The 23,169-nt window shown below is 42.3% G+C and carries 24 protein-coding genes; 9 read left to right on the top strand and 15 right to left on the bottom strand.

Features of this window, described 5'->3' with window-relative positions:
* Window positions 1–269: 269 nt before the first annotated feature.
* Window positions 270–1,784 carry a tRNA (N6-isopentenyl adenosine(37)-C2)-methylthiotransferase MiaB gene (gene miaB / locus FOR85_RS03210; RefSeq protein WP_144296681.1) on the top strand — a complete coding sequence of 505 codons (1,515 nt, stop codon included), beginning with the start codon at window positions 270–272 and terminating at the stop codon, window positions 1,782–1,784.
* A gap of 91 nt (window positions 1,785–1,875) precedes the next feature.
* On the opposite strand, the gene FOR85_RS03215 is transcribed toward miaB, so the two are convergent.
* The 6 genes from FOR85_RS03215 to FOR85_RS03240 form a co-directional block, all read right to left on the bottom strand.
* Complete coding sequence (locus FOR85_RS03215; RefSeq protein ID WP_144296682.1) at window positions 1,876–2,112, bottom strand: hypothetical protein; 237 nt, start codon at window positions 2,110–2,112, stop codon at window positions 1,876–1,878.
* 48 nt (window positions 2,113–2,160) lie between these two features.
* On the bottom strand, window positions 2,161–3,375 hold the full coding sequence (locus FOR85_RS03220; protein ID WP_144296683.1) for an RtcB family protein: 1,215 nt from the start codon (window positions 3,373–3,375) through the stop codon (window positions 2,161–2,163).
* Window positions 3,376–4,170: 795 nt separating this feature from the next.
* On the bottom strand, window positions 4,171–4,899 hold the full coding sequence (locus tag FOR85_RS03225; RefSeq protein ID WP_144296684.1) for a LysE family translocator: 729 nt from the start codon (window positions 4,897–4,899) through the stop codon (window positions 4,171–4,173).
* Between the two features lie 149 nt (window positions 4,900–5,048).
* Complete coding sequence (gene argE / locus FOR85_RS03230) at window positions 5,049–6,299, bottom strand: acetylornithine deacetylase (RefSeq protein ID WP_144296685.1); 1,251 nt, start codon at window positions 6,297–6,299, stop codon at window positions 5,049–5,051.
* A 104-nt stretch (window positions 6,300–6,403) separates the two neighbouring features.
* On the bottom strand, window positions 6,404–6,889 hold the full coding sequence (locus FOR85_RS03235; protein WP_144296686.1) for a nucleoside deaminase: 486 nt from the start codon (window positions 6,887–6,889) through the stop codon (window positions 6,404–6,406).
* A 104-nt stretch (window positions 6,890–6,993) separates the two neighbouring features.
* Window positions 6,994–7,647: a UPF0149 family protein gene (locus tag FOR85_RS03240; protein WP_068407473.1), complete on the bottom strand. Its 654-nt coding sequence runs from the start codon at window positions 7,645–7,647 to the stop codon at window positions 6,994–6,996.
* A 207-nt stretch (window positions 7,648–7,854) separates the two neighbouring features.
* Between FOR85_RS03240 and FOR85_RS03245 the strand changes: the two genes are divergently transcribed.
* Together FOR85_RS03245 and FOR85_RS03250 are read left to right on the top strand one after the other, a co-directional pair.
* Complete coding sequence (locus FOR85_RS03245) at window positions 7,855–8,295, top strand: hypothetical protein (RefSeq protein WP_102077499.1); 441 nt, start codon at window positions 7,855–7,857, stop codon at window positions 8,293–8,295.
* A 151-nt stretch (window positions 8,296–8,446) separates the two neighbouring features.
* Complete coding sequence (locus FOR85_RS03250; RefSeq protein ID WP_223808490.1) at window positions 8,447–9,016, top strand: cell division protein ZapA; 570 nt, start codon at window positions 8,447–8,449, stop codon at window positions 9,014–9,016.
* A 122-nt stretch (window positions 9,017–9,138) separates the two neighbouring features.
* On the opposite strand, the gene FOR85_RS03255 is transcribed toward FOR85_RS03250, so the two are convergent.
* The 4 genes from FOR85_RS03255 to FOR85_RS03270 form a co-directional block, all read right to left on the bottom strand.
* Window positions 9,139–9,429, bottom strand: a complete 291-nt coding sequence (locus FOR85_RS03255) for a hypothetical protein (RefSeq protein WP_369957748.1) — start codon at window positions 9,427–9,429, stop codon at window positions 9,139–9,141.
* A gap of 166 nt (window positions 9,430–9,595) precedes the next feature.
* On the bottom strand, window positions 9,596–11,689 hold the full coding sequence (glyS, locus tag FOR85_RS03260) for a glycine--tRNA ligase subunit beta (protein ID WP_144296687.1): 2,094 nt from the start codon (window positions 11,687–11,689) through the stop codon (window positions 9,596–9,598).
* Window positions 11,690–11,698: 9 nt separating this feature from the next.
* A complete protein-coding gene (gene glyQ, locus FOR85_RS03265; protein ID WP_102077514.1) occupies window positions 11,699–12,673 on the bottom strand; it encodes a glycine--tRNA ligase subunit alpha in 975 nt (324 codons plus the stop codon).
* 536 nt (window positions 12,674–13,209) lie between these two features.
* A complete protein-coding gene (locus FOR85_RS03270) occupies window positions 13,210–13,422 on the bottom strand; it encodes a PspC domain-containing protein (protein ID WP_144296688.1) in 213 nt (70 codons plus the stop codon).
* A gap of 517 nt (window positions 13,423–13,939) precedes the next feature.
* Here FOR85_RS03270 and nadR point away from each other — a divergent pair.
* The 3 genes from nadR to FOR85_RS03285 all read left to right on the top strand — a co-directional run bounded on the left by nadR (window position 13,940) and on the right by FOR85_RS03285 (window position 16,446).
* A complete protein-coding gene (gene nadR / locus FOR85_RS03275) occupies window positions 13,940–14,980 on the top strand; it encodes a multifunctional transcriptional regulator/nicotinamide-nucleotide adenylyltransferase/ribosylnicotinamide kinase NadR (RefSeq protein ID WP_144296689.1) in 1,041 nt (346 codons plus the stop codon).
* Between the two features lie 98 nt (window positions 14,981–15,078).
* The gene (gene pnuC / locus FOR85_RS03280; protein ID WP_144296690.1) at window positions 15,079–15,837 is read left to right on the top strand and encodes a nicotinamide riboside transporter PnuC; all 759 of its coding nucleotides are present in this window, start codon (window positions 15,079–15,081) and stop codon (window positions 15,835–15,837) included.
* A 159-nt stretch (window positions 15,838–15,996) separates the two neighbouring features.
* The gene (locus tag FOR85_RS03285; protein ID WP_144296691.1) at window positions 15,997–16,446 is read left to right on the top strand and encodes a DUF962 domain-containing protein; all 450 of its coding nucleotides are present in this window, start codon (window positions 15,997–15,999) and stop codon (window positions 16,444–16,446) included.
* A 116-nt stretch (window positions 16,447–16,562) separates the two neighbouring features.
* On the opposite strand, the gene FOR85_RS03290 is transcribed toward FOR85_RS03285, so the two are convergent.
* The 3 genes from FOR85_RS03290 to FOR85_RS03300 all read right to left on the bottom strand — a co-directional run bounded on the left by FOR85_RS03290 (window position 16,563) and on the right by FOR85_RS03300 (window position 19,129).
* Window positions 16,563–17,174: a nitroreductase family protein gene (locus FOR85_RS03290; protein WP_144296692.1), complete on the bottom strand. Its 612-nt coding sequence runs from the start codon at window positions 17,172–17,174 to the stop codon at window positions 16,563–16,565.
* Between the two features lie 212 nt (window positions 17,175–17,386).
* On the bottom strand, window positions 17,387–18,325 hold the full coding sequence (locus FOR85_RS03295; protein ID WP_144296693.1) for a pirin family protein: 939 nt from the start codon (window positions 18,323–18,325) through the stop codon (window positions 17,387–17,389).
* Between the two features lie 90 nt (window positions 18,326–18,415).
* Entirely contained in the window at window positions 18,416–19,129 is a 714-nt protein-coding gene (locus FOR85_RS03300; protein ID WP_144296694.1) for a pirin family protein, read from the bottom strand.
* Window positions 19,130–19,390: 261 nt separating this feature from the next.
* On the opposite strand from FOR85_RS03300, the gene FOR85_RS03305 reads away from it, so the two are divergent.
* A complete protein-coding gene (locus FOR85_RS03305) occupies window positions 19,391–19,585 on the top strand; it encodes a GNAT family N-acetyltransferase (protein ID WP_144296695.1) in 195 nt (64 codons plus the stop codon).
* Between the two features lie 110 nt (window positions 19,586–19,695).
* Here the strand turns inward: FOR85_RS03305 and FOR85_RS03310 are convergent, their stop codons facing one another.
* The gene (locus tag FOR85_RS03310; RefSeq protein ID WP_373681936.1) at window positions 19,696–20,415 is read right to left on the bottom strand and encodes a YoaK family protein; all 720 of its coding nucleotides are present in this window, start codon (window positions 20,413–20,415) and stop codon (window positions 19,696–19,698) included.
* Window positions 20,416–20,553: 138 nt separating this feature from the next.
* Entirely contained in the window at window positions 20,554–20,946 is a 393-nt protein-coding gene (locus FOR85_RS03315) for a DoxX family protein (protein ID WP_144296696.1), read from the bottom strand.
* Window positions 20,947–21,339: 393 nt separating this feature from the next.
* Between FOR85_RS03315 and FOR85_RS03320 the strand changes: the two genes are divergently transcribed.
* Window positions 21,340–21,951: a YceI family protein gene (locus FOR85_RS03320; RefSeq protein WP_082894368.1), complete on the top strand. Its 612-nt coding sequence runs from the start codon at window positions 21,340–21,342 to the stop codon at window positions 21,949–21,951.
* 157 nt (window positions 21,952–22,108) lie between these two features.
* Window positions 22,109–23,014, top strand: coding sequence for a LysR family transcriptional regulator (locus tag FOR85_RS03325; protein ID WP_144296697.1), 906 nt, complete (start codon window positions 22,109–22,111; stop codon window positions 23,012–23,014).
* The last annotated feature ends 155 nt before the right edge of the window (window positions 23,015–23,169 follow it).

Consider the following 23,169-nt stretch of genomic DNA (forward strand, 5'->3'; position numbering starts at 1 on the left):
TTCAACCATCAGCTTTACTTTTCGTTAATAAATTGGATAGCCATGCGTAACACAAAGGTGTTACGGCGCTTTTACTAGGCTTAATTGTGCTAAAAGCCATTATCTGAGCTATGGTAATAGATAAGCAATTGATACTATTATAAATAATCAAATGCCGTCAACAGAGTAAGACCATGCTAACTTTTCACATTGATGGCAGATTATGATAAAATACGCCACCGGTTAATCGCCTACCCCGCTATATTTTTAGTCAATCATGGACTTCGCTTATGAGTGTTACTGTATTTAATCCCCGCATCGATGACGCTGCTGTTGAGAACAGGGTTACTGCGCCTGCCGTTACGGCACTCGAAGCATCAAACTCTGTTCAAGCGTCTACTGCTCAAACTCCAGTCAGTGTCAATGAAAGTGGCGCGCCGAAAAAAGTCTTTGTTACCACTCAAGGCTGTCAGATGAACGTCTATGATTCTGGCAAAATGCTTGATGTATTGGGCGATTCACACGGGATGGAAGTTACCCATAATATTGACGAAGCCGATGTGCTATTAATGAATACCTGCTCGATTCGCGAAAAAGCGCAAGAAAAGGTGTTTTCAGAATTGGGTCGCTGGCGCAAATTAAAAGAAAAACGCCCTGATTTGGTTATCGGTGTTGGCGGCTGCGTAGCCTCGCAAGAAGGCGATAATATCCAAAAACGCGCGCCTTACGTTGATATGGTTTTTGGGCCACAAACCTTACACCGTCTGCCAGAGCTGTATGACCAGTCTCATGAGCAGCGCTCTATCTCGCCTAAAAACCGTATCGGTACGGTGGATGTTTCATTCCCAAGTATCGAAAAGTTTGATTTTTTACCAGAACCAAGAGTAGAAGGGTTTAAGGCCTTTGTATCCATCATGGAAGGCTGCTCAAAATATTGCTCATTTTGCGTGGTGCCTTATACGCGCGGAGAAGAATTGTCGCGTCCGCTCGATGATGTCTTGGCTGAAATTGACAGCTTAGCCGCTCAAGGCGTGCGTGAAATTAATTTACTGGGTCAAAACGTCAACGGCTATCGCGGCGAAAAAGACGACGGCAGTATTTGCCGTTTCGCCGAGCTCTTGCATTACGTCTCGCACGTCGATGGTGTCGAGCGCATTCGCTATACCACCAGCCATCCGCTAGAGTTCACCGATGATATTATCGATGCTTATGCCAAGTTGCCAGAGCTGGTATCACACCTGCATCTACCGGTTCAAAGTGGCTCAAATGCTATTTTGGCGGCGATGAAACGCAACCATACCATCGATGTTTATATCAATCAGATTAATAAGCTCAAAGCCATACGCCCTGACATTCACCTATCGAGTGACTTTATCATTGGCTTCCCTGGCGAGACTGATGAAGACTTCCAAGATACCTTAAACTTGGCAAAAGAATTGAACTTCGATCACTCTTATAGCTTCATCTATTCTAAGCGTCCGGGCACACCAGCCGCAGAACTACCCGACGATGTGAGCTTCGCAACTAAAAAGGCACGCTTGGCAGAATTTCAACAGGTTATTATCGATTCAACCCTTGCCAAAACCCATGAAATGGTCGGCACTACGACTCGTGTCTTGGTCGAGCAGGTGGCCAATCGTCATCCTGATTGCTTAATCGGTACAGCGGATAATACCCGTACCGTGATGTTCCCTTTTGACGTTGATAAAGTAGACGAACTACTGGGTAAAATCGTCAGTGTACGTGTGACTGATTTTGTCAGTCCGCATATGGTAAAAGGCGAGCTGGTTGAAGTATTGGCTTAACCCTTTATAAAAAGCTGTATAAATGAAAAAGCCGCTCTCTATTTAAGTAGAGAGCGGCTTTTTTGTGTGTGGATGTTAAAATTGATTGTCTTTACTGCGATAACCAATCGGTCTTCCGCAATTGCTGCTTGGTTTCACGGCGACGTTTTTTGCGCACGATATCAATATCTTCTTTTTCATGAATACCGCCTTTTTTGAGCAGTGGATTTAGCGCCAGATAATTTCGCGGTTTTATAGCACCAAATAAGTTTTGATTGGCTGTAGCATCTTGCTGTTCCAGCTGCTGTTCAATCTGTTTGGCCTTTTTTAAGGTTTGTTTTAAGCTCATATTGTTACCTATATTTTTAATATCTCTAAATCTGTTTTGCAAAACCAACTAACCCTTAATGCACATTACTTGCTTTAGCGTATGCACCACTTCAACTAAGTCGGCTTGGTTGGCCATCACTTCTTCAATGTCTTTATAAGCACCGGGTATCTCGTCGATGACGCCTTTGTCCTTACGGCACTCAACGCCTTCGGTTTGCGCTTTAAGCTCATCAATGGTAAATGCTCGTAAGGCTTTGCCTCGGCTCATTTGTCGCCCTGCGCCATGCGAGCACGAGCAAAACGATTCATCATTGCCAAGACCTCGGACGATAAAGGATTTTGCGCCCATAGAGCCAGGAATAATCCCCAGCTCACCTTGGTAGGCACTGATAGCGCCTTTACGCGTGACATAGACTTGCTCACCAAAATGTACCTCTTCATTGACGTAGTTGTGATGGCAATTGATGGCTTCTTTGGTAAGCTGAAAACGTGGCAACCCCGCTTGTGGTGACTGCATGGCTTTAATGACCAAACGCATCATCTCACGGCGGTTTTCTAGCGCATAATCCTGCGCCCAGCCTACCGCCTCAACATAATCAGCAAAACTATCAGAGCCTTCAGCAAAGTAAGACAAATCCCGATCTGGCACATGACCAAAGCGCGATTGACGCTCTTTTTTGGCAAGATTAATAAAGTACTGACCAATACAATTACCAATGCCGCGACTACCAGAATGCAGCATGACCCAGACATCATTGTTTTCATCCAAGCACAGCTCAATGAAATGATTGCCACCACCCAACGTGCCAAGTTGCTTTGCCCACGTACGCTCAAAGCCTTTGAGCATCTTGAGCAAACCTGGATGCTTATCAGTAATTGGTCTTAGGCGTTTACCTAACGGATCAAGCGTTGAGTTTTTGGCTTGGATTTGTTTGTGCATATTAAAGCCAACTGGCACTTGCTGCTCGACTACTGAGCGCAATGCCCTTAAGCTATCAGGTAAATCGCTTGCCGTCAGAGATAGACGCACCGCGTTCATACCGCAGCCAATATCGACCCCGACTGCAGCCGGAATGATGGCGGATTTGGTTGGAATCACACTTCCAACGGTAGCGCCTTTGCCAACGTGTACATCAGGCATCACCGCGATATGCGAATGTACAAACTCCAGCTGAGCCAAATTGCGTAATTGCTGCATCGCCTCTTGTTCAATATCTGAGGTATAAATCTTGACTGGTACGCCAGATTTACTATTTTCATTTAATACTAATTGAATGCTCATAATGTATTATTTCCATTTTATTATTTTAATCACCATACAAAATATATTTTAATTTACCTATTCTGTTAACTTTATAATTTACTTATTGATTACCATTAAGTAAAACACTCAATAAGTTATTCTTTATAAAAAATAGACAATAAAATACCACTTCTTTATTAATTAAAAAATTAATAAAAATGTATGATTAATTTATGATGGACGTTTTAAAAAGAATTTTTACGCTACCAAAATATTTAGCTTAAAAATGAAAGCTTAGATAGCACACACATAAATAGTTATTTACTAAATAATAGCGTGAGCTGAGCGAGAATATTGGTGATAACAGTAAGGTAAAATTTTGAATAAACAGCTAACAGCAAGCGCGGAAATGCCGAGCACGATTACGAGCTATTTTAACATAGCGTACCTAGAAGAGGGATAGAGTGAGTAGATATAGAAGGCTATGCGTTAATACCAATAAACAAGATATCACTCATAGCTGATATATACATTCAGCCAAACCTTTTCGAAGTCGTCATTGCTGTCATGCAATTTATACGTTCAGTCTTTGAAAACGTCTTAATGTTTAAATAGGACACGATGATTCCTCCGTAGGTTGTGGCCAATGTCAGAGCGACAATAGCAGATTAACTGGGATGATATAGCACCTATAAAAGATAAGCACTATAAATCAATGAGATAATAATAACGATTTAACAAATAAAGTCAATAATTAATTTAATTATATAAAAATTTTCTAGAAAACGTGTCGCTTGTTAAAAAAATCACGTTAAACATAAACCTGATTAATTCCTAAGCCAAGAAACCATTTAATACCTCAGCCAATAACGCCGCGGCAATTAAAATAAATATCACCCCGCAACCGCGATTGAGCCATGCCAAACGCTCACCAACATCAAGCCAACCAGCCAGCTTTTTACCGCCAATGGTATAAATCAGTTGCCAGATCGTCTCGCTCAAAAACAGCCCACAAGTCAGCATAATATACTGCGGCCACAGCGGCGCGCTAAAATTGATAAATTTGGGAAAAAAGGCGGCAAAGAATAAAATCGCCTTTGGATTAGACAGTGATACCCACATGCCCGTTCGAAACAATAACCAATCGCTAGGCGGTGCTTTGACAGTAGCGCTCGAAAGCGAGCGTGGCATAGGCTTATCTGCCATTTCTGTAGTCGCAGTCAGCTCTTTATGAACTTCTGTACTCAGCTCGCTGGCATCACTCATCAAGCTGCTACTGCCACTATCTCGCCACGATGCAACACCCAAATAAATAAGGTAAATCGCACCAACGGTCTTAATCACTGTTAATAACCATGGCGATTGACGGCTGATAACATCAAGTCCAAGGAGCGTGGATAGCAGCAAAATAAACAGCCCAAGGCTTAAACCTGCTAGCGTCCATAATGTACGCTTGACGCCATAATTAAGGCCGTACTGAAAGGCCAATAGCATGTTTGGACCGGGAGTCGCTGAGATAAAAAACGTACTTGCAAAAAATACCGCAAACAGATGCCAAGACATCAACGAACCCCTACTTCTTTATAAAAATTTAAATAATACATGCGCCATGTTGAAAAGCATACGCCATGTTGAAAAAATAAACACCGCCATAAAGACGGTGTATGTCATGCGCATCTATATTGCCATAAAATTGCTTATTGACTATTTTATCAGCTGATAGCGCAACTGTTTAGCAGCTTTTGTAAAAACTCATCACAACGTACCATTTCACTTAGCGCGACATATTCATCAGCTTTATGCGCCTGCTCAATGCTACCAGGACCGCAAATAATCGTTGGGATGCCGCTATTAGTAAACTGACCACCTTCAGTTGCATAAGCGACTTTATGACGTGTATCGTCGCCGGTCAGAGCGATAATTAACGCTTGTAGCTCAGCGCTGTCGTTATCGGTCATCGCTGGTACACTTTCTTCTTGTAGCAGCTCAATGCCAGTATCGGCAGCGCGTGCTTGCATTTGGGTGCTGAGCTCTGCAACTTTGGCCGCAATCGGTGCGAGGATATCGTCTTGTGTCATATGCGGCAGATTACGATAATCAAAGGTAAATTCACACAGATTGGGGACGATATTGGTCGCGGTGCCGCCTTGTATGGTGCCAACAGATAATGTCGAATAAGGCACATCGAACAGCCCATCGTTATCGCTTCGATGACTAATCTCTTGGGCCAATTCATCGACATAACCAATCAAACGACTGGCATAGCTAATAGCGTTGACACCTTGGGCAGTCAATGATGAATGCGCTGACTTGCCATGGACGCGGCAACGGTAAACCGCGATGCCTTTATGCGCCACCACCATCGCCATATTGGTCGGCTCGCCAACGATACAGTGGTCAGGCGTAATACCGCGCGCTTTCAAATCTGCCAAAAGTAGCGGAGCGCCCAAGCAGCCGACCTCTTCATCAAACGACAATGCCAAATGCAATGGGCGACGCAGCTGGCCTGCGTTAGAGAGTTTTACCGCTTGCGGCAATAGTGTTAGCGCACAAGCAATAAAACCCTTCATATCGCAAGCACCGCGACCGTACAGCTTGTCACCACGAATGGTCGCGGTAAACGGCTCCGACGTCCAGTCTTGCCCATCTACTGGTACGACATCGGTATGACCCGATAGTACCAGACCATGATTGATTTCATCGGCATCTTTTCCCGCTGGCACCGTAACGAATAAATTGGCTTTATTTTTAGCATCATTAAAGGTTAAATCTACCGTTAAGCCCAATTGCTCGCAATACGCTTTCACATCGTCAATCAACGCCAAATTTGAATGGCGACTGACCGTATCAAACGCAATTAATCTTGTCAGCCAGTCAATACTGTCATTTGGATAATTGCCAGTAGAATAATGAGTATTGGACGTTTCTCGTTCTGCAACGTTATCGTAATTTTTTAGCGTCATAAGACTTCCTTATCGTACTAAGATAAAAAGGCACAGCTTTTTTAATAAGCGTAATAATGAAGACACGCCCTAGCCTTTTTAAGCAGATTTTTTATTTAAGTTTTTTACTTATTTTTTTGAAATGAACGCTGCTGTAGGGCTCTGATTTCTTCATCTAAACCGGCAATCGGACCTTCGATGGGCACATTCGGCGCGACTTCTTGGATACTTAATGAATGGATGGGCGATGTTGAGCTCACACCCATCTCGTCCATCCATTTACCGAGCTGTTTTGATGAGCTGATATAGACAATACGACCAAGCCCCGCCCACGCATGTGCCGCGGAGCACATGGCGCAATGCTCACCCGAGGTATATACCACGGCTTTTGCCCGCGCCTCAGGGGTCATATTTTGCGCGGCCCATTTAGCGACGGCAATTTCAGGATGGTAAGTCGCATCAACCGTATTGGCACGATTACGATCTTCTTGTAATACTTTGCCATTGCCATCGACCAACACGCTACCAAACGGCGCATCGCCCGCCTCTAACGCTTCAACAGCAAGCTCAATGCAGCGGCGTAAATAAACCATCTCATTATCAGTAGTCATCATCATATCCCTTTTATTATTTTGGATAGCTATCCAATAGCCAAGTACCATTTCTCTGGCATCAATCTCAGCTATTTCTCATGCCCTTTATCCTATCATGCTAATTATGATGGGCGGTTTTGATTCATCACATCAACGACCGGCGGCATCGGTTTAGGCAACCTACCTTCTGCTTGTAGCTCTTTGGTGGTTTTGGCATCGATAGCCAGTCCAGCAATCAGAGCGATATCTTTCACAGGTTTGCGTTGACGCGTAGCAAAACTGACCGGTACCATGCGTGCAAATTCAAAAATATGCAGATAAGACTCTTCGCCACCTTCAAAGTCTTCATCATCTTCTAATCGAATCGCACCAATTTTTGCCAAATCCGACAGCATCTCATTTTCTTCAGCGCTTAGACCACAATCGGTAATACCAAAACCGGTCATAAAGCCATTTGCCCACTGTTTCAGCGCCATCACGCGCTCGTACAGGTCATGTTCATCATCTGGTACCAGTGGCATATACGCATAAGCATCGTCTTTATCTTTTAACTGAAAAACGATGTCTTCTGCCTCTTCGGTGAGCAAGGTTAGTGCGGCATCAGGCAGCGGCGCAAAGCTCAGCTCTTCAAACACCTTTGCCCAAACTGGCTCATCAGGGGCATTACAGGCCGTCATCAGCCCCGTCATCAAGCCGTGTACCTCGCTGATAGAAACGTCCGTCCAGTCATCAAACGCAGCCAGCCAAGTATTCCAGCCAGAGATATTGTCATTCATAATAGATGTCCTAGTGATTGATTAATAATGGTAAATACCAACAGACGCCGCCCAATATTACTCATAAAGCGGCAAGTGATAAAAGTCACAAAGCAAAGCGCCATACAATTACTTTGTTGATATAGATATTATGCGGTCACCTATGGCATTATTAAACGCAGAGAACAAAATTCATTTACGCTTACTTGTTAAGGATAAAAACTGACTATGTATGACCAACTTAGAATATTAGAAAAAATGGTACTCGACATCAAAAAACAGTATCAGCTTGTCAGTGCTGAACTTAGCAGCCTCAAACAACAACCAGTGACTGACCCAAAAGAGCTTACCGCTCTTAAAACCAAGCTTGATAGCAGCTATAGCGAGCGTGACGGTGCCAAAAAACAATTAAACGATCTTGATAAACGCTATCAAAGCCTTGCCGAGGCGCATCATATGATAGGTGAAGAACAAGACAAATTGCACAAGCAAATCGAGCAATTACAGCATCAAAACCATGCACTGCAGCAGCGTAATAATGAATTAAAACAGCAGTATAGCGATATTAAGCAGCAAAATAGTGACTTGAAGAAGAAAAATGAATTGGCCGCTGAGCGTACCCAAGTGGTCTTACAGCGTTTGACACGTATTGACCAAGCCGAAAGTTAAGCAGACGTTGATATTCATTATGCTTAATTTGAGCAATTTTGCTGATTAACTTTATCTATTCAGCACTTAAGTTTATTAGGTTTATCAGCACCCTATTTATAGGAATGACAGTTAATTATTCACTTTAATGACACATATTGTAGGATTTATCATGACCGATGACCGCGCAAACCCTGTAGAGCGTCAACTGCAAAGCAGTCAGACCCATAACATTCAACCCACAAATATTCAACCCACAACCACTCAATCAACAGCCACTCCAGCAAAAGACAGTCAAACACAAACCACGCAACCACAAAAAGCCATGCCAAATAATTCGAACCCGCAAAATAACAATGCAAATAGCAATGTAAACAATAATGCAAATAACAACAAGACAACTAATAGTACGGTAAATAGCGCTGCTAAACCTGAAAGCGCCCCTGAGCCGCAAATTAAAAAGGTCGATGTGGCGATTGCGGGCGTAACCTACCCTATTTTTTGTCCTGTACACGAGCAAGAAGAATTGCGTGCAGCAGTTTCCTATATCAACGACTTTGCTCTAAAGTTAAGAAGAGATGCACCAAGTCTTAGCCAAGAAAACCTGCTGGTATTAACCTGCTTAAATTTATATGAAAAAATCCAAATTCATGAAAGAAACGAAGAAGATCGTCTGCAACAAAGCAAACAGTCTGAAGCACTGCTCAAAAAAATTATGAAAGATGCGCATTCCATTTTATAAATTTGCCTCAATATTAAATAGGTATTCTAAAAAGATAAGCGCTTAACTCATCAGAGCTAAGCGCTTTTTTAAATGGTGATAAAAGCTTATCGACTTGTGATTAACAACTTATGGCTTACAAGTTAGGCATCTGCTTGATAAGTCTTACCAGCATGAAAATCCGCTTGATGCTCATAATTGCAAAAGAACAATGCTTTATTAGCGGCCATATCATTATTACTATTTAAAGTAGGTGTAGATTCCAGCACACCGCGATACTCAGCCAAACTGTTGCCACAAAAATCACACTGGCGCGGCGTGGTCACATCGCCCTTTTTTGGCATCATGCTTTTTGGCGCACGCGGGTACATAAACTTATAAAAGCCCCACATCACAGCCCAGATAATAAGAATTACAATGATAACGGCCAACACGGCAATGCTCCTTTGGATACGTTCTAAGACATTATAAACCCAACGCTGTAGAATAAACGTATAAAAAACTGGCCATATACAGCCAGTTTTTTAAGTCGTTAATAAATTAACCTCATAGATGCTTAAACTAACAGAGGTCTATCACTGTCGAACTATAATGAACAAACTACAGCTGCAGCTCACTGATGTCAGCCACGGTTAAGAATAAGGCGCGCACTTGCTTGAGCAGTGCTAAGCGATTGTTTTTCAGCGCCGCATCTTCACTATTGACCATGACGTCAGCGAAAAAGTCTGACAAAGGCGCATCCAAACTGACCAGCGTTTGCAATACTTGCGTATAGTCAGCAGTTTCTAGCAAAGGTTTGACCGCCATCTGCGCTTGCTGAACCGCTTGATATAACGTTTGCTCAGCAGCTTCAGATAATAGCGCTTCATCCACAGTGTCAGCGACACTTACTTCTGATTTCGCTAAAATGTTGGCAACGCGTTTGTTTGAATCGGCAAGCTTTTCGGCTTGTGGCAATTCACTAAACGTTTGCACAGCGCGAATACGCTGATCAAAATCGAGCGGCATATGCGGATTGATTGCTTGCACGGCTTGAATCGTATCGACACTGACGCCCTGCTCGGTATACATCGCCCGATAGCGCGAGTTTAAGAACGCCATCACTTGGGTAAAGGTATCGCCCATTTTAGCAATTTTACTGCCTTCACTGGTGCTATAACCTTTAATCGCTTGCTCAACGAGCGCCACCAAATTAATTGGTAATTGCTTTTCAATCAAAATACGCAAAATTCCAATGGCTGAACGACGTAAGCTAAATGGGTCTTTTGAGCCAGTCGGTGCTTGGTCAATAGCAAAAATACCAACCAACGTATCTAAACGATCAGCCAACGCTAAGCAAATACCAATCGGTGTCTGCGGTAATACATCACCGCTGAACTTAGGCAAATATTGCTCTTGCAGGCTGGCCGCGACGGCTTCAGGTTCATCATTTAAGCGCGCATAATACGTACCGGCGATACCTTGCAGTTCAGGATATTCACCGACCAATGAGCTGGCCAAATCCGCTTTTGATAAAATTGCGGCTCGTACAGTTTCATCAACATTAATATCGCGACCTTGCTGCTGCATCAGTGTCGCAATAAAGGCAGCAAGCTTGGCAATACGTTCAGACTTTTGCCAAATCGTACCTAGCTTATCTTGGAAGACACGCGTTTTTAGGCTTTCAGTCAAAGCAAATAAAGGCTGCTTTTGGTCTTGCAAGAAGAAAAACTCCGCGTCCGCCAAACGCGGACGCACGACTTTCTCGTTGCCTTCAATAATTTGATTGGGATCTTTTGACTCAATATTGGTGATAAAAATAAAATAAGGCTGCAATTTGCCTGCTTTATCGGTCAAGCAAAAATACTTTTGATCCGCTTGCATGGTTGAGATAAGCGCCTCTTGCGGCACTTGTAAAAAGCGCGCCTCAAAGTTTGCTCGCAGCGCAATCGGGAAGTCAACCAACGCCGTCACTTCATCTAACAAATCTTGTGGGACGATAGGATCGGCATTGACTTCATCGGCTAGCGTTTTGACTTGGTTTTTAATCAACGTTTGACGCTTATCAAAATCCGCCACGACTTTTAAATCATCGAGCAATTGCTCATAATCATTGGCGTGCGTAATCTCGTGATAGTCAGGACTGTGGAAGCGATGACCGCGCGTTTGCTTGCCAGTTTGATGTCCTTGGATAGTGGCATCAATAACCGCATCATCTTGCATCAATACCGCCCACTGTACCGGACGGACAAACTCATTGCGGCTCGCGCCAGAACGCATACGCTTAGCAATCGGCAAATTATCAAGCGCGGTTTGGAAAATAGTAGGTAGTAACTCAGTCGTCGCTTGACCCTGAATAATCTGCTCATAGCCGACATAATCACCTTTATCGGTGTTAATAGTGATCAGCTCGCTGGCGTCGATACCTAAACCCTTAGCAAAACCCATCGCTGCGCGCGTTGGATTACCATCGCTATCAAACGCCGCTTTAATAGCCGGACCACGTTTTTGCTCGCTACGATCAGGCTGCTTATCGCTGATACCCTCAATTCGAATCGCCAAACGACGCGGCGCGGCAAAGGCTTTAATACTATCGAAGCCAATTTCAGCTTCATTTAACTGCTCGGTGACACTGGCTTGTAGCGCATCACGTAGCGGTTTTAGGCTTTTTGGAGGTAGCTCTTCACACCCCAGTTCAAATAAAATAGTACTCATGGGATGCTCCTATTTATTATTGTTAGTAGTTTGATTATCATCTGTATTTTCAGTTAGCACATCTTCTTTTGGCAAATACTTATCGAGCGCCGCTTGACGATGGGCCTCATCGGCCAACGGAAAGCCCAATTTGGCGCGTGCTTCGACGTAACCAAAGGCAACTTTACGCGCCAGCGTACGTACCCGCAGAATAAAACGCTGACGTTCTGTCACCGAAATCGCACCGCGCGCATCAAGCAAGTTAAAGGCATGCGACGCTTTTAGTACCATCTCATAGGCAGGTAATGGCAAACCTTCAGCAACCAACTTATCCGCCTGTTGCTCATAAAAATCAAACATCTGACCCATCATTGGCACATCAGCGTGCTCAAAGTTATAGGTTGATTGCTCAACTTCGTTTTGATGGAAAACATCGCCATAGGTTACGCGGCCAAATTCGCCATCTGCCCAGACCAAATCATAGACGCTATCAACGCCTTGCACATACATCGCCAAGCGCTCAAGCCCATAAGTAATCTCGCCTGTCACGGGGAAACACTCGATACCGCCAACTTGTTGGAAATAAGTAAACTGGGTGACTTCCATGCCGTTGAGCCAAATCTCCCAACCAAGTCCCCACGCACCAAGCGTTGGCGACTCCCAGTTGTCTTCAACAAAACGCACATCGTGTACTAATGGATCAATACCGATAGCGCGTAGTGAATCCAAATACAGCTCTTGGATATTGGGTGGATTGGGCTTTAAAACCACCTGAAATTGATAATAATGCTGCAAACGGTTCGGGTTATCACCGTAGCGGCCATCGGTTGGACGGCGCGATGGCTGCACGTAAGCCGCATTCCAACGCTCAGGACCTAGCGAGCGCAAAAATGTCGCGGTATGAAAGGTACCAGCGCCGACTTCCATATCATAAGGCTGCAAGACCACACAGCCCTTATCAGCCCAGTAGTTCTGTAAGGTAAGAATTAAATCTTGAAAAGTCATCGGCTGAGCATGTTTTTCTTGTGTCATCGAAGTTGTCGCTTGAGATGTCATAGTTTGGATTGTCATGGTTTGGATTGTCATAGTTTGGGGCATGTCATAACGCCGCGGTGGAATGTGTATTATAAAATAAGATATTGATAGCGCGCGTATGGCCTATTTGGCAACGACGCTATTTGCCTGCTCACCTTACTAAAAATTGACCATTTTATCTATATTTAGCACAATTAAATTTGTCTAAACCGCTTAAATAGTCAGTTATTTGCTTGGTTCATCATCAAAATCTACCTATCAGCGTCGTTAATCCAATAGATATAAAAACGAGATAAAAAAATACCCAAATGCGTGAGCATTCGGGCAGGAGGAAAAGTGTGTCGCAGGCATCCTGATGAGTCAGGCTTTTTGTTTTTTCATGGGCTATTATTTTTATTTTAGCCTTGTATTTTATGTTCTTAACGTTGTCTTTATTTAGATGACTTTAGATTTAGATAACGCTAATATCGACAAACAATATTCATCTTAACTTTATAACTTTGCTTTTAGTGATAAGACTGATTATTTGCTTTAGGCATGATTATCCATAAGATAATATAAATTAAGATGCCTGGAACAGCGGCGCTCATGGTGGAGACAATCACAAATAACAATCTAACCCATGTTGGCGACCAGCCAACATATTCTGCAATACCGCCCATCACACCTGCGATCATACGATTATTTCTTGAGCGATGTAATTTTGCTAACTTAGCCAAATCAAATACCTCTCTTATTATTTATGCTTATTTTGAATGTATTATTTAACGTTATTTTCTATAATTTATTTTGGAACGTTATAAAAATTCATAACCCTTTTGAACTTACGAATAAGTATAGCAACTATTGACTTTTTATCTGTTGATGATATAGACGTGCTTTGTGAGTTTATGCTACTTAAGCTTACTCTAAGCTCTCATAATTACGCCTAAACTCCTGATTTTAAATAACTATTTCAAAATGTTTCATCATACACTTTGTTTCACTTATATTACATATTCTGTTACAATTTTAAAAAGTTCAAGCAATCACTTTAAATCTGTTTAGGTGGAAAAACTTTATTATCTATTGATAATTTAATATTAAAAGTCCTTTATAAAATAACGCCTATTTACAATAACCTACCTGTAAATCTATCCAAACCTTTATACCATGCTATTAAATCATCAAGGCTTAGGAAATATGAATTGCCACGATGAATCATAACTAAAATAAAAACAGCACATAAGGAAAGCTATGTACGAGTCAGGATTAATGATTGGACATTTTGAACCGCTACATTTAGGACAAATGCGCAGTATATTGGATGCCGCAGGACAAGCAAAGACGCTACATATTGTGATTATGATGCACCCTGCTCCACATCCAGACTTCAATATTACCTTGCAAGATAAGGCACGTTGGCTACAGATGGCGTGTGCAGATTTGCCATTTATCCATATTCATACCACTGATGAGATTGAGCTGCCGCTACATGAAAGCTTTGCCGATGTAAGCATCGATATTGTGGCGAGCAATGCCAAGCTGCAACGTTTAAAAGATGCATTAGGCCTGCCAACAGAAACGGTATTATTCGTTGCAGAGAACCATCCTTTGGCGCAGTCGGACGTTTCTGGACAGTTAGTCATGCCAGTAGTCACGACACCATTGCAATCTGAATTTGATTCTTACGCTATTGCACGTAATCCGGTCGCCCACTGGTCGGCGCTGCACCCACAAGTGCGCGGCGACTATACCAAAACGGTGGCGATTGTTGGCGGTGAAAGCTCGGGCAAGACGACTTTGGTACATAAGCTTGCCAACTATTATGGATCCAGCTTTGCGCTTGAGATGGGACGGCTGTATGTCGGTACAGATTTGGGCGGTAGCGAGATTGGATTGCAGTATAGCGATTATGGTCCCATTGCCCTCAATCATGCCCAAGCGATCCGTGCTGCCGCTGCTAGGGCAACAGCGCCCGTAACCATTATCGATACAGATTTTGTCACCACGCAGGCTTTTTGTGAAGAGTACGAAGGTCGTACCCATCCCTTTGTGAGCGCATGTATCGATGAGTTTCGCTTAGACCATACCATCATGCTTGATAACAATACTCCATGGGTTGACGATGGCATGCGCTCATTGGGTACGCCTGAGGCTCGCGGTCGCTTTGAGCAGCGCTTATTAGATATTTTTGCCCGTCATGATATTGAGCTCCATATGATTGATCAGCCCGATTATGATGCCCGCTATCAGCAAGCTTTATTAATTATTGATAAGCTTATCTATGGTAAATAACAAACTTAAAAAACCATAGAAAAAATACGGTTAAAAAAATAACTCTAAAATAAGAAAAAAAACGATAATAGCTTTCATACTTTGAGGAAAAAGACGTTATGCGTATTCAGCTTCTAGACAACATCACCGGGAAATGGGCGATACAATGGATTGTCCTATGGTTTATCTGCGGTGTCATTGCTTTATCAGCAGGCTTTTGGCTGACCACCGAACACAATACCCTTGATTGGTTTTATTTAGCCGTGTCATTTATCGGTTTGATTTGCGTGGTGTCATTATCGTTCCGCAAAAATATTCTAGGTAATGGTTTTGGAATGGCGGCGACCGCAGGTGAATTTGTGGTTCAAGCGACTTCTGGCGCCGTTGGTTTGATGCTCGCGCCGTTATTTAACTTTTTTAGTCATCTTTATGGGATTTTTTATTGGTCCAAGCATACCGACGACGATGGCGATATGGTGCCCAAATCTGCCAGTCGCTGGATTTGGCTATTAACCATCGCTTTTATGGTCATCGGTTTGGCGCTGTTTCCTACAGTAAATAACTTACTTGCCAGCTATGGTTACGCCGTCGTTGAAGATGATAATAGTAAGTTTTTGGGCTTTATCTCTTTCTTTTGGATTAATGTTATCGCTTTTGTGCTGTCTATCACTGCGCAGGCAGCGATGATTCTGCGTTATTCATTTAACTGGTGGTTATGGATTTTATCCAATTTCGTTTGGCTAACCGTTAACCTAATGTCGGGCAATTATATCTTTGCCATTCAAACCATGGTTTACCAAGTTAATTCATTTGTCGGACTGTATGAATGGTATCGCAGCGAGCAAGACTCTAGAGAGTCAACCCAACCAGTACGTTAAGGGATAATTTTGGTAAAACATAAAAAGTTGAAAAACAGACAAATGAGGTTAATAAGATAGTATGTTTTGACTGTGCGGTTTACCAGATAAAATGGCAGGTTGTGCCAATTAGTGCTACAACTGGTAAGAATAAATTTATTTGCTAACAAGGAGGTTAGTATGTCTCGTACCCGTCAAGGCCGTATGTCGAAACGCACACTTGAGCAATGGCTCAGTGAATATTCTGTCAGCCATCAAAACCTAGTCAATAAAAAAATCCATTGGCTCTGTGTTCCAACCATTTTTGTCAGTATCTTAGGCATGGGCATGTCGCTATCGGTCTGGTTCACCTTGGTGATGAGCGCCTTAGTTTTAATATTTTATATGCGTTTATCGACGCCGCTGTTTTTGGCAATGGGCATATTTATTCTCATTTGCTTATCAGTGATGACGCTACTGCCGTGGGGCTTTAAGGTTTGGGCAGCTATCTTTGTGGTTGCTTGGATTGGACAATTTGTTGGCCATAAAATTGAAGGCAAAAAACCGTCTTTCTTTGAAGATTTGCAGTTCTTGCTGATTGGTCCAGCATGGGTAGCTAATAGCTTGATGCGCCGTAAAAAAGCTCAATAAACGGTATTTAATGCTGCTACTAGCTTAACTTTTCCGATTAATACAGTTGAAAAAGCGCCACCCAATAATCCATTGAGTGGCGCTCTTTCTAATTGCTAGCTATTTTAAAAAATAGCTTATTTACCAAATACTTTCATACGCTCTTCGAGAGGCTTAAATTCCTTGTCGCCTGCGGGTTGTTCGATAGCGCCAAATACCAATTGCGCGTTCATCTCCCAATGCTCATCGATATTCCACTCTTCAGCGACTTTTTTATCGATAATAGGATTGTAATGCTGTAAGTTGGCGCCGACATCAATACTGGCTAACGCCGTCCAAATAATGTACTGGTGCATCGCATTGGTTTGGTGCGCCCAAATTGGAAATTTGTCTGCATACAAAGGCGCAGCAGCTTGCATGTCTCTGACGACGCTATGATCTTCAAAGAACAAAATAGTACCAGCGCCTGCTTTGAAGCCATCCATTTTTTGCTTGGTCGCCGCAAATTGCTCTTCGTTATCGACGATATCGCGTAGGGTATCTTCGGTTAGTTGCCAAAGCTTGTTATGGTCGTCACCAAACAAAACAACGATACGCGTTGATTGCGAGTTAAATGACGATGGCGTATGTAAAACCGCATGTTCAACCAACTTGACGATTTCATCATTTGTAACGGGTAATTGATCGCTCAAAGCATAAACTGAACGACGTTTTTCTGCCAATTTCTCTAATGTTTTTAGGTCTGACATAGTTTTCTCCATATTATTTATTAGGAATATTAGTGATTAAGTATATTAGTGATTAGAAGCTAATGAATACGAGTACGATTAATGGGTAATACCAAGCAACCGTACTATCAACAAATCTGCTGTATTATAAGAAAGATTGACCTTAATCAATACTTCCTTTTTGTAATTATATCTTATTAATAGTTTATGAAAACCAAAATAAACTAAACAAACTAACCTTTAAAGCCTTGCGGTAATTCTGGTGCTGGCAAGCGTTTCATGTCTGAGTCGATATTACCAAAACGCTCATGACCGTTGTTCCAGTCTATGATAGATTGCTCAATCTCTTCTTTGTTGTCGGCGACAAAGTTCCACCACAGCAGCACTTGATTGTTTAATGGCTCACCGCCGATAAACATCACACGGGTGCCTTTTTTGGCGACTAGCTTGATGCTTTTATTATTGCCGACGTCGCTATCGTGGAAGCGGAACAATTGATCTTGCTCACAAATTTTGCCTTCAGACTCAATCTGTCCTTCTGTCACCAAGATACCATATTCAAAACCCGGTTCTAGGTTAAGCGTAACTTCACCATCCTCTAAAAAGTAAACGTCGATACCGACCATTTTTGAGTACTGAATGGTTGGCGCTTCATAGCGCTTACCTGTGACGCTGTCATAGCTGCCCGTCGTCAATACCATCTCGACGTTATCTTCACGCCATGTCGGTAGCTCTGGATAATGGTGGAAACTGCGTTCGATTTGTTGATCGGTCGGTAGCGCAATCCACAGTTGTACCATACTTAGACCACGAGCGGCATCTGCCGAACCACCGGTATCAGGAAAAACGCTCTGCTCTGTATGACTGATACCTTGGGTAAGGCCAGTACCTGCTGTCATGACGTTGACTTGGTTTTTGGTAATCACTTGCTTATTACCCAAGCTGTCTTTGTGCAGTACTTCACCATTTAGCATCCAGCTAAAGGTTTGCAGGTTGGTGTGCGGATGACGACCGACTTGCATACCGCTTTCATCTTCGCTAAATTCAGCAGGACCTGCATGGTCTAGAAAGCACCAAGCACCAATTGGCTGCTTACCTTTATTGGGTAACAGACGAGCAATGGGAATGCCGCCCACATCTGCTAAGCGCGGCTCTAGGGTTTCAATACTCATAATTTACCTCTTATGATGTGATATAGAATCTAGTGTGACCAAAAGATAAAAATTAATGTCTATTATTTGGCATTAAAAGCTCATTTAGTCTTAAAAGTTTATAGGTACTTCCATTAGTAATACTTTAGCACCATCGAGGACATCCATCGTAAAGTTCTTGGTATCCCAAACACCTAGACCATCGCGGGTATCCAAAGTGTTACCGTTTATAACGACTTTACCGCTAATGACAAAAATATAGACGCCATTGTTAGGATTTTTAAGCTGATATGTCTCTGTCACGCCTTTATCAAAATCACCCATGCTAAACCAAGCATCTTGATGAATCCACACGCCTGCATCATCGCTATTAGGCGATAAAATTTGGTTAAACGCATTTGGCTTCATCAATTCATCCATACGGATTTGCTGATAACGAGGCTCAGCGTTCATTTTGTTTGGAATGACCCAAATCTGTAAAAAACTCACCGCTTCATGGTCATCGGCGTTCATTTCACTGTGGGTGATACCCGTGCCCGCCGACATGACTTGGATTTCACCGGTTTCAATGATGCCATTATTACCGATGCTATCGCCGTGACCGAGCTTGCCTGATAAAGGAATGCTGATAATTTCCATATCGCGATGTGAATGTTTACCAAAACCCTGACCTGCGATGACAAAATCATCATTAATAACACGTAGCGCCCCAAAGCCCATACGTTCTGGATTGTGATAATTGGCAAAGCTAAAGGTATGTTTGCTCTTTAGCCAACCATGGTTGGCATCGCCACGAGAATCTGCTGCATGATAGATGGTTCTCATAATGTATCCTTAATTATTAATAAGTTAAACTGCTTTAGAATTTGACATTCATTAACTCGTTTAAACAATGAAACTATTATAATTGTTGTCTACTAACAGATAAACAATAATATCCGCAATTGACTATTCTTATTTTTAGAACAATATCATCATAAAGTTAAGGTAATATATTTATAACAGAACTCTGTATACTCATAACAGTACAACTAGCATGAGCTGTTACTATGACCAAAGTTACGATAAAAGTGTGATGAAAAAAGTATTGAATACAAACATACCGAAGTGCCAGCAGAGTTAGGTGGTCAAGGCATTGCAAGCTATCTGGTCAAATATATTTTGGATGATGCAGCGGCGAAAAACCTGCGAGTGAAACCAACTTGTTCTTATGTAAAGTCTTATATTGACAAGCATCCAGAGTACCAAGACAATTCAGTATTTCATAACGCTACGCCTTGAATAGCGATACATAAGTGCTTAACCAGCAAGCAAAAAAACGCCCTATCAATAAAGCTAGGGCGTTTTTTATTGGCAATGGTTTAGGTGAGATTTATTATTGGTAGTATTCCTTAAGCGATATGCGCTAAGAATTCTTTATCGCGTGCCATCACTGATAAATACAGCACGGGCAATACAAACAAACCTACAGCCCAAAAACTCAGCTGCGTATATAGCAGCGCACCGACTAACGCGCCAACTAAAAAGCTAAACACCAATACTGAGCTGTGTGCCAGTTTTTTGCCATTATCGGCGTTTCGGTTAAGGAGATAATCAGTCAAATTGATACCCAGTTGCGTGGTATTTCCAGTCATCAATACCGTTGGGCTCATGTGCTTAATCACTGTCTTGCTAGCCGTATTACGAATCGCCAGTGCAATGAGACCGAGTCCACCTGTTATTGCCACGGTAATATCGCCAGCATTAACAAACGGCTGATAATAAAGCCCAGCCACCATAAATGCGGTCAAAAAAGCCGCTTCTGCTAAAAATAAGTGACTTAGCGTCAGTTGTTTATTTTTACTGCGGTCAATAAATATCTTGGTGACCATAACCGTTAAAATGAACAGCGGTAAAGCGGCAAGTTTAATCCATAAACCCGCCTCACCTTTCACCAAGCCACTACCAGCCATCACCAAGTTACCCGTGACATGGGCAGTAAAAAAACCAAACAAGGTGATAAAACCAATGGTATCAATCGCACCGCCGACCACGGTTAATAATACGGGCGTTTGGTGTCGCTGCCAAAAACTGGGCGGCTTGGCAGCCTCTGCAGAGATAGGATTAGGCACGCGACGACTGGCTTGCAAATTTACGATTGATGGATTCTTTTCGCAAACTACCGATAATTAATGCGATATTTATGGATGCGCTCATAGGGGCTCCTTGATTATGATCATAAGATGATATTGTTTAAACCATTTACTCTACTAGATTCTGCGCGTATGACTGTTATCAATTGAATATGAGCCTGGTCCATGAGCAAAAATCATCAAGAAACCGCCTGCCATGGCAATATTTTTCATAAACGGGTTCATTTGTGATTCATCAATCCAAAATTGATGGAAAAGTAGCGCCGACACAATGCTAAAACCAGCCATTAGAATCGCCACCAAGCGCGCTTTGAAGCCTAATAAAATTGCGATACCGCCAAGCAGCTCAACAGCAATGACCAAAGGCAATAGCATACCCGGTACGCCCATCGATTCCATATAACCTTGGGTGGCCGCGTAGCCAGTAATTTTGGTAAAGCCAGAAAAGATAAAGATCATCGATAACAATAAGCGACCAATTGGGGCGCTCAGCTCTTGCAGCTTATCCATAAGTATTCTCCAATAACATAAAAGTCATGATTATAAAGATTTTATTTAAAAGACTTTTGTTTGATTAAATGATGGCATTATTGTAGTCGTTGCTTAATAGCAGATAAACCAAGATAATCGCAAATATAAGTTCTCTTTTAGAGAACAGTCAAATAGCAATTCTACTGGTACAATATTAAAAACGACAATAGCGTTACGTGCTATTTATGCTCACTATTAAGACAGTTAGCATTTTAGCCATACTATTAGACGCTAGAGATAAGCGCCACAGAAAGAAACATTTTTCGATGCCATTTAGCGTTTAATATCCTAATTTTTTGCTACACTCATTATGTTGTTATGTAAGACATACTTAACGCTAGCTTCTACTTACTCACTTAAAAAGGATGATTTATGATCACTATAAATTCTATTAAAAAAACAAACCGCGCAATTACTTTTGCTGCTATCGGTACGCTTGGTTTGCTTAGCACACTAGGTCACGCTGCAACTTATGAGCTTGATTCCAAACATACCGCCGTACGTTTTTTCGTCGATCACTTTGGTACCACGACCAACGCTGGCGGCTTTTATAATCTATCGGGTACGCTTGAGTACGCGCCTAAAGAGAAAAAAGGCTTTGTCGGTATTACCATCCCGATGGGCAGCTTGAGCACAGGTATTAAAGCGTTTGATGGTCACCTTAAATCTGCCGATTTCTTCAATGTAAAAGAACACCCAACCGCTTATTTTAAATCGACTAAGTGGGAATTTGAAGGCGATAAAGTCAAAGCGGTCAAAGGCGATTTAACGCTGCTAGGTCAGACGCATCCAATCACTTTAACGGCCACTAAATTTAACTGTTATGACAGTCCTTTATTAAAAGCTGAAGCGTGCGGTGGTGATTTTGAAACCACGATTGATAGAACCAAATGGGGTATCAATACCTTTACCGATGGCGGTATGATGAAAGACATTAAACTGGTCGTTCAAGTAGAAGGCAGTAAAAAAGCCGATCTTAAATAAGACGGCTTGACGACTTTGAACCGTATTTTATACGGAACACAGTCTAAACTATTTGGCGTTATTGATAAAAAGACTGGGTTTTTAACTCGGTCTTTTATTTTTTATATGATTAACCGCTAAATAATAACAGCCAAATAACAGTAAGGAGGTAGCTAAGATGGGACAACTAGAAGATATGGCGATGTTTGTGCGTATTGTCGAGGCGGGTAGCATTACTAAGGCTGCCGAGCAACTTAATATTGCTAAATCAGCAGTAAGCCGCCGACTCAAGGATTTAGAGACGCGTTTGGGCAGTCAACTGATTAGCCGTACCACGCGCCAATCAAACTTAACCCAAGCTGGCGAGCAATATTACCAAAAGGTAAGTAATATCCTCAGCGAAGTGGACGCGCTAAACGAGGAAACCAGTGGCGCGCCGACACGTATCGAGGGCACCTTAAAAATGACTGCACCTTTGTCATTTGGCTTGATGCACTTAAACGATGTCATCGATGAATATGCCAATCAGCACCCCAATCTGAACTTTGAATTAAACTTTTCTGACCGCCATACCGATTTGGTCGAAGAAGGCTTTGAATTAGCGATTCGGATTAGAGAGCTGCAAGATTCAAGTTATCAAGCCAAACGTCTGGCGCTGATTCGTTATACCTTATGTGCAAGTCCTGAATATCTGACTAGAATAGGCACGCCAAAAACCATAGAAGATTTGGCCAAGCATGCGTTTTTACAATACGGTCTGAGTAAATCTAGCACGATAGAGCTGATAGACGAGCAAGGCAAAAAACATCAAGTCGCTATCAATTCAAAAATAAAAGTCAATAACGGCGATTTTTTGCGCGATATGGCGGTAAAGGGACACGGTATTGCTTTTTTGCCCAATTTCATCACTTATAAAACCCTAGCCAGTGGTAAGCTGGTGCCCATTATGCAGCAGTACCAACTGCCCACTTTAAACGCTTATGCGGTCTACCCAAAAAATCGCTTTTTGTCGCAGCGCTGTCGTTATCTAATCGATTTTATTGCCGAGCGTTTTGGTGATGACCCTTATTGGGATAAATTTTAATAAAACCAATTTGGCACACTGAGCAGTTTTTTTAAGTCGCTATAAATTCTAAAACTATACTGCTAGTATGATTTTAAGTTATCCATCAGTCATAAGGAGATGCAACATGGATTTATAGTCAATTCCACTTAAAAGTGTTATAAACTAATTAACAA

The sequence above is a fragment of the Psychrobacter sp. YGAH215 genome, assembly GCF_007280595.1.
In the GTDB taxonomy this organism is placed as follows: domain Bacteria; phylum Pseudomonadota; class Gammaproteobacteria; order Pseudomonadales; family Moraxellaceae; genus Psychrobacter; species Psychrobacter faecalis.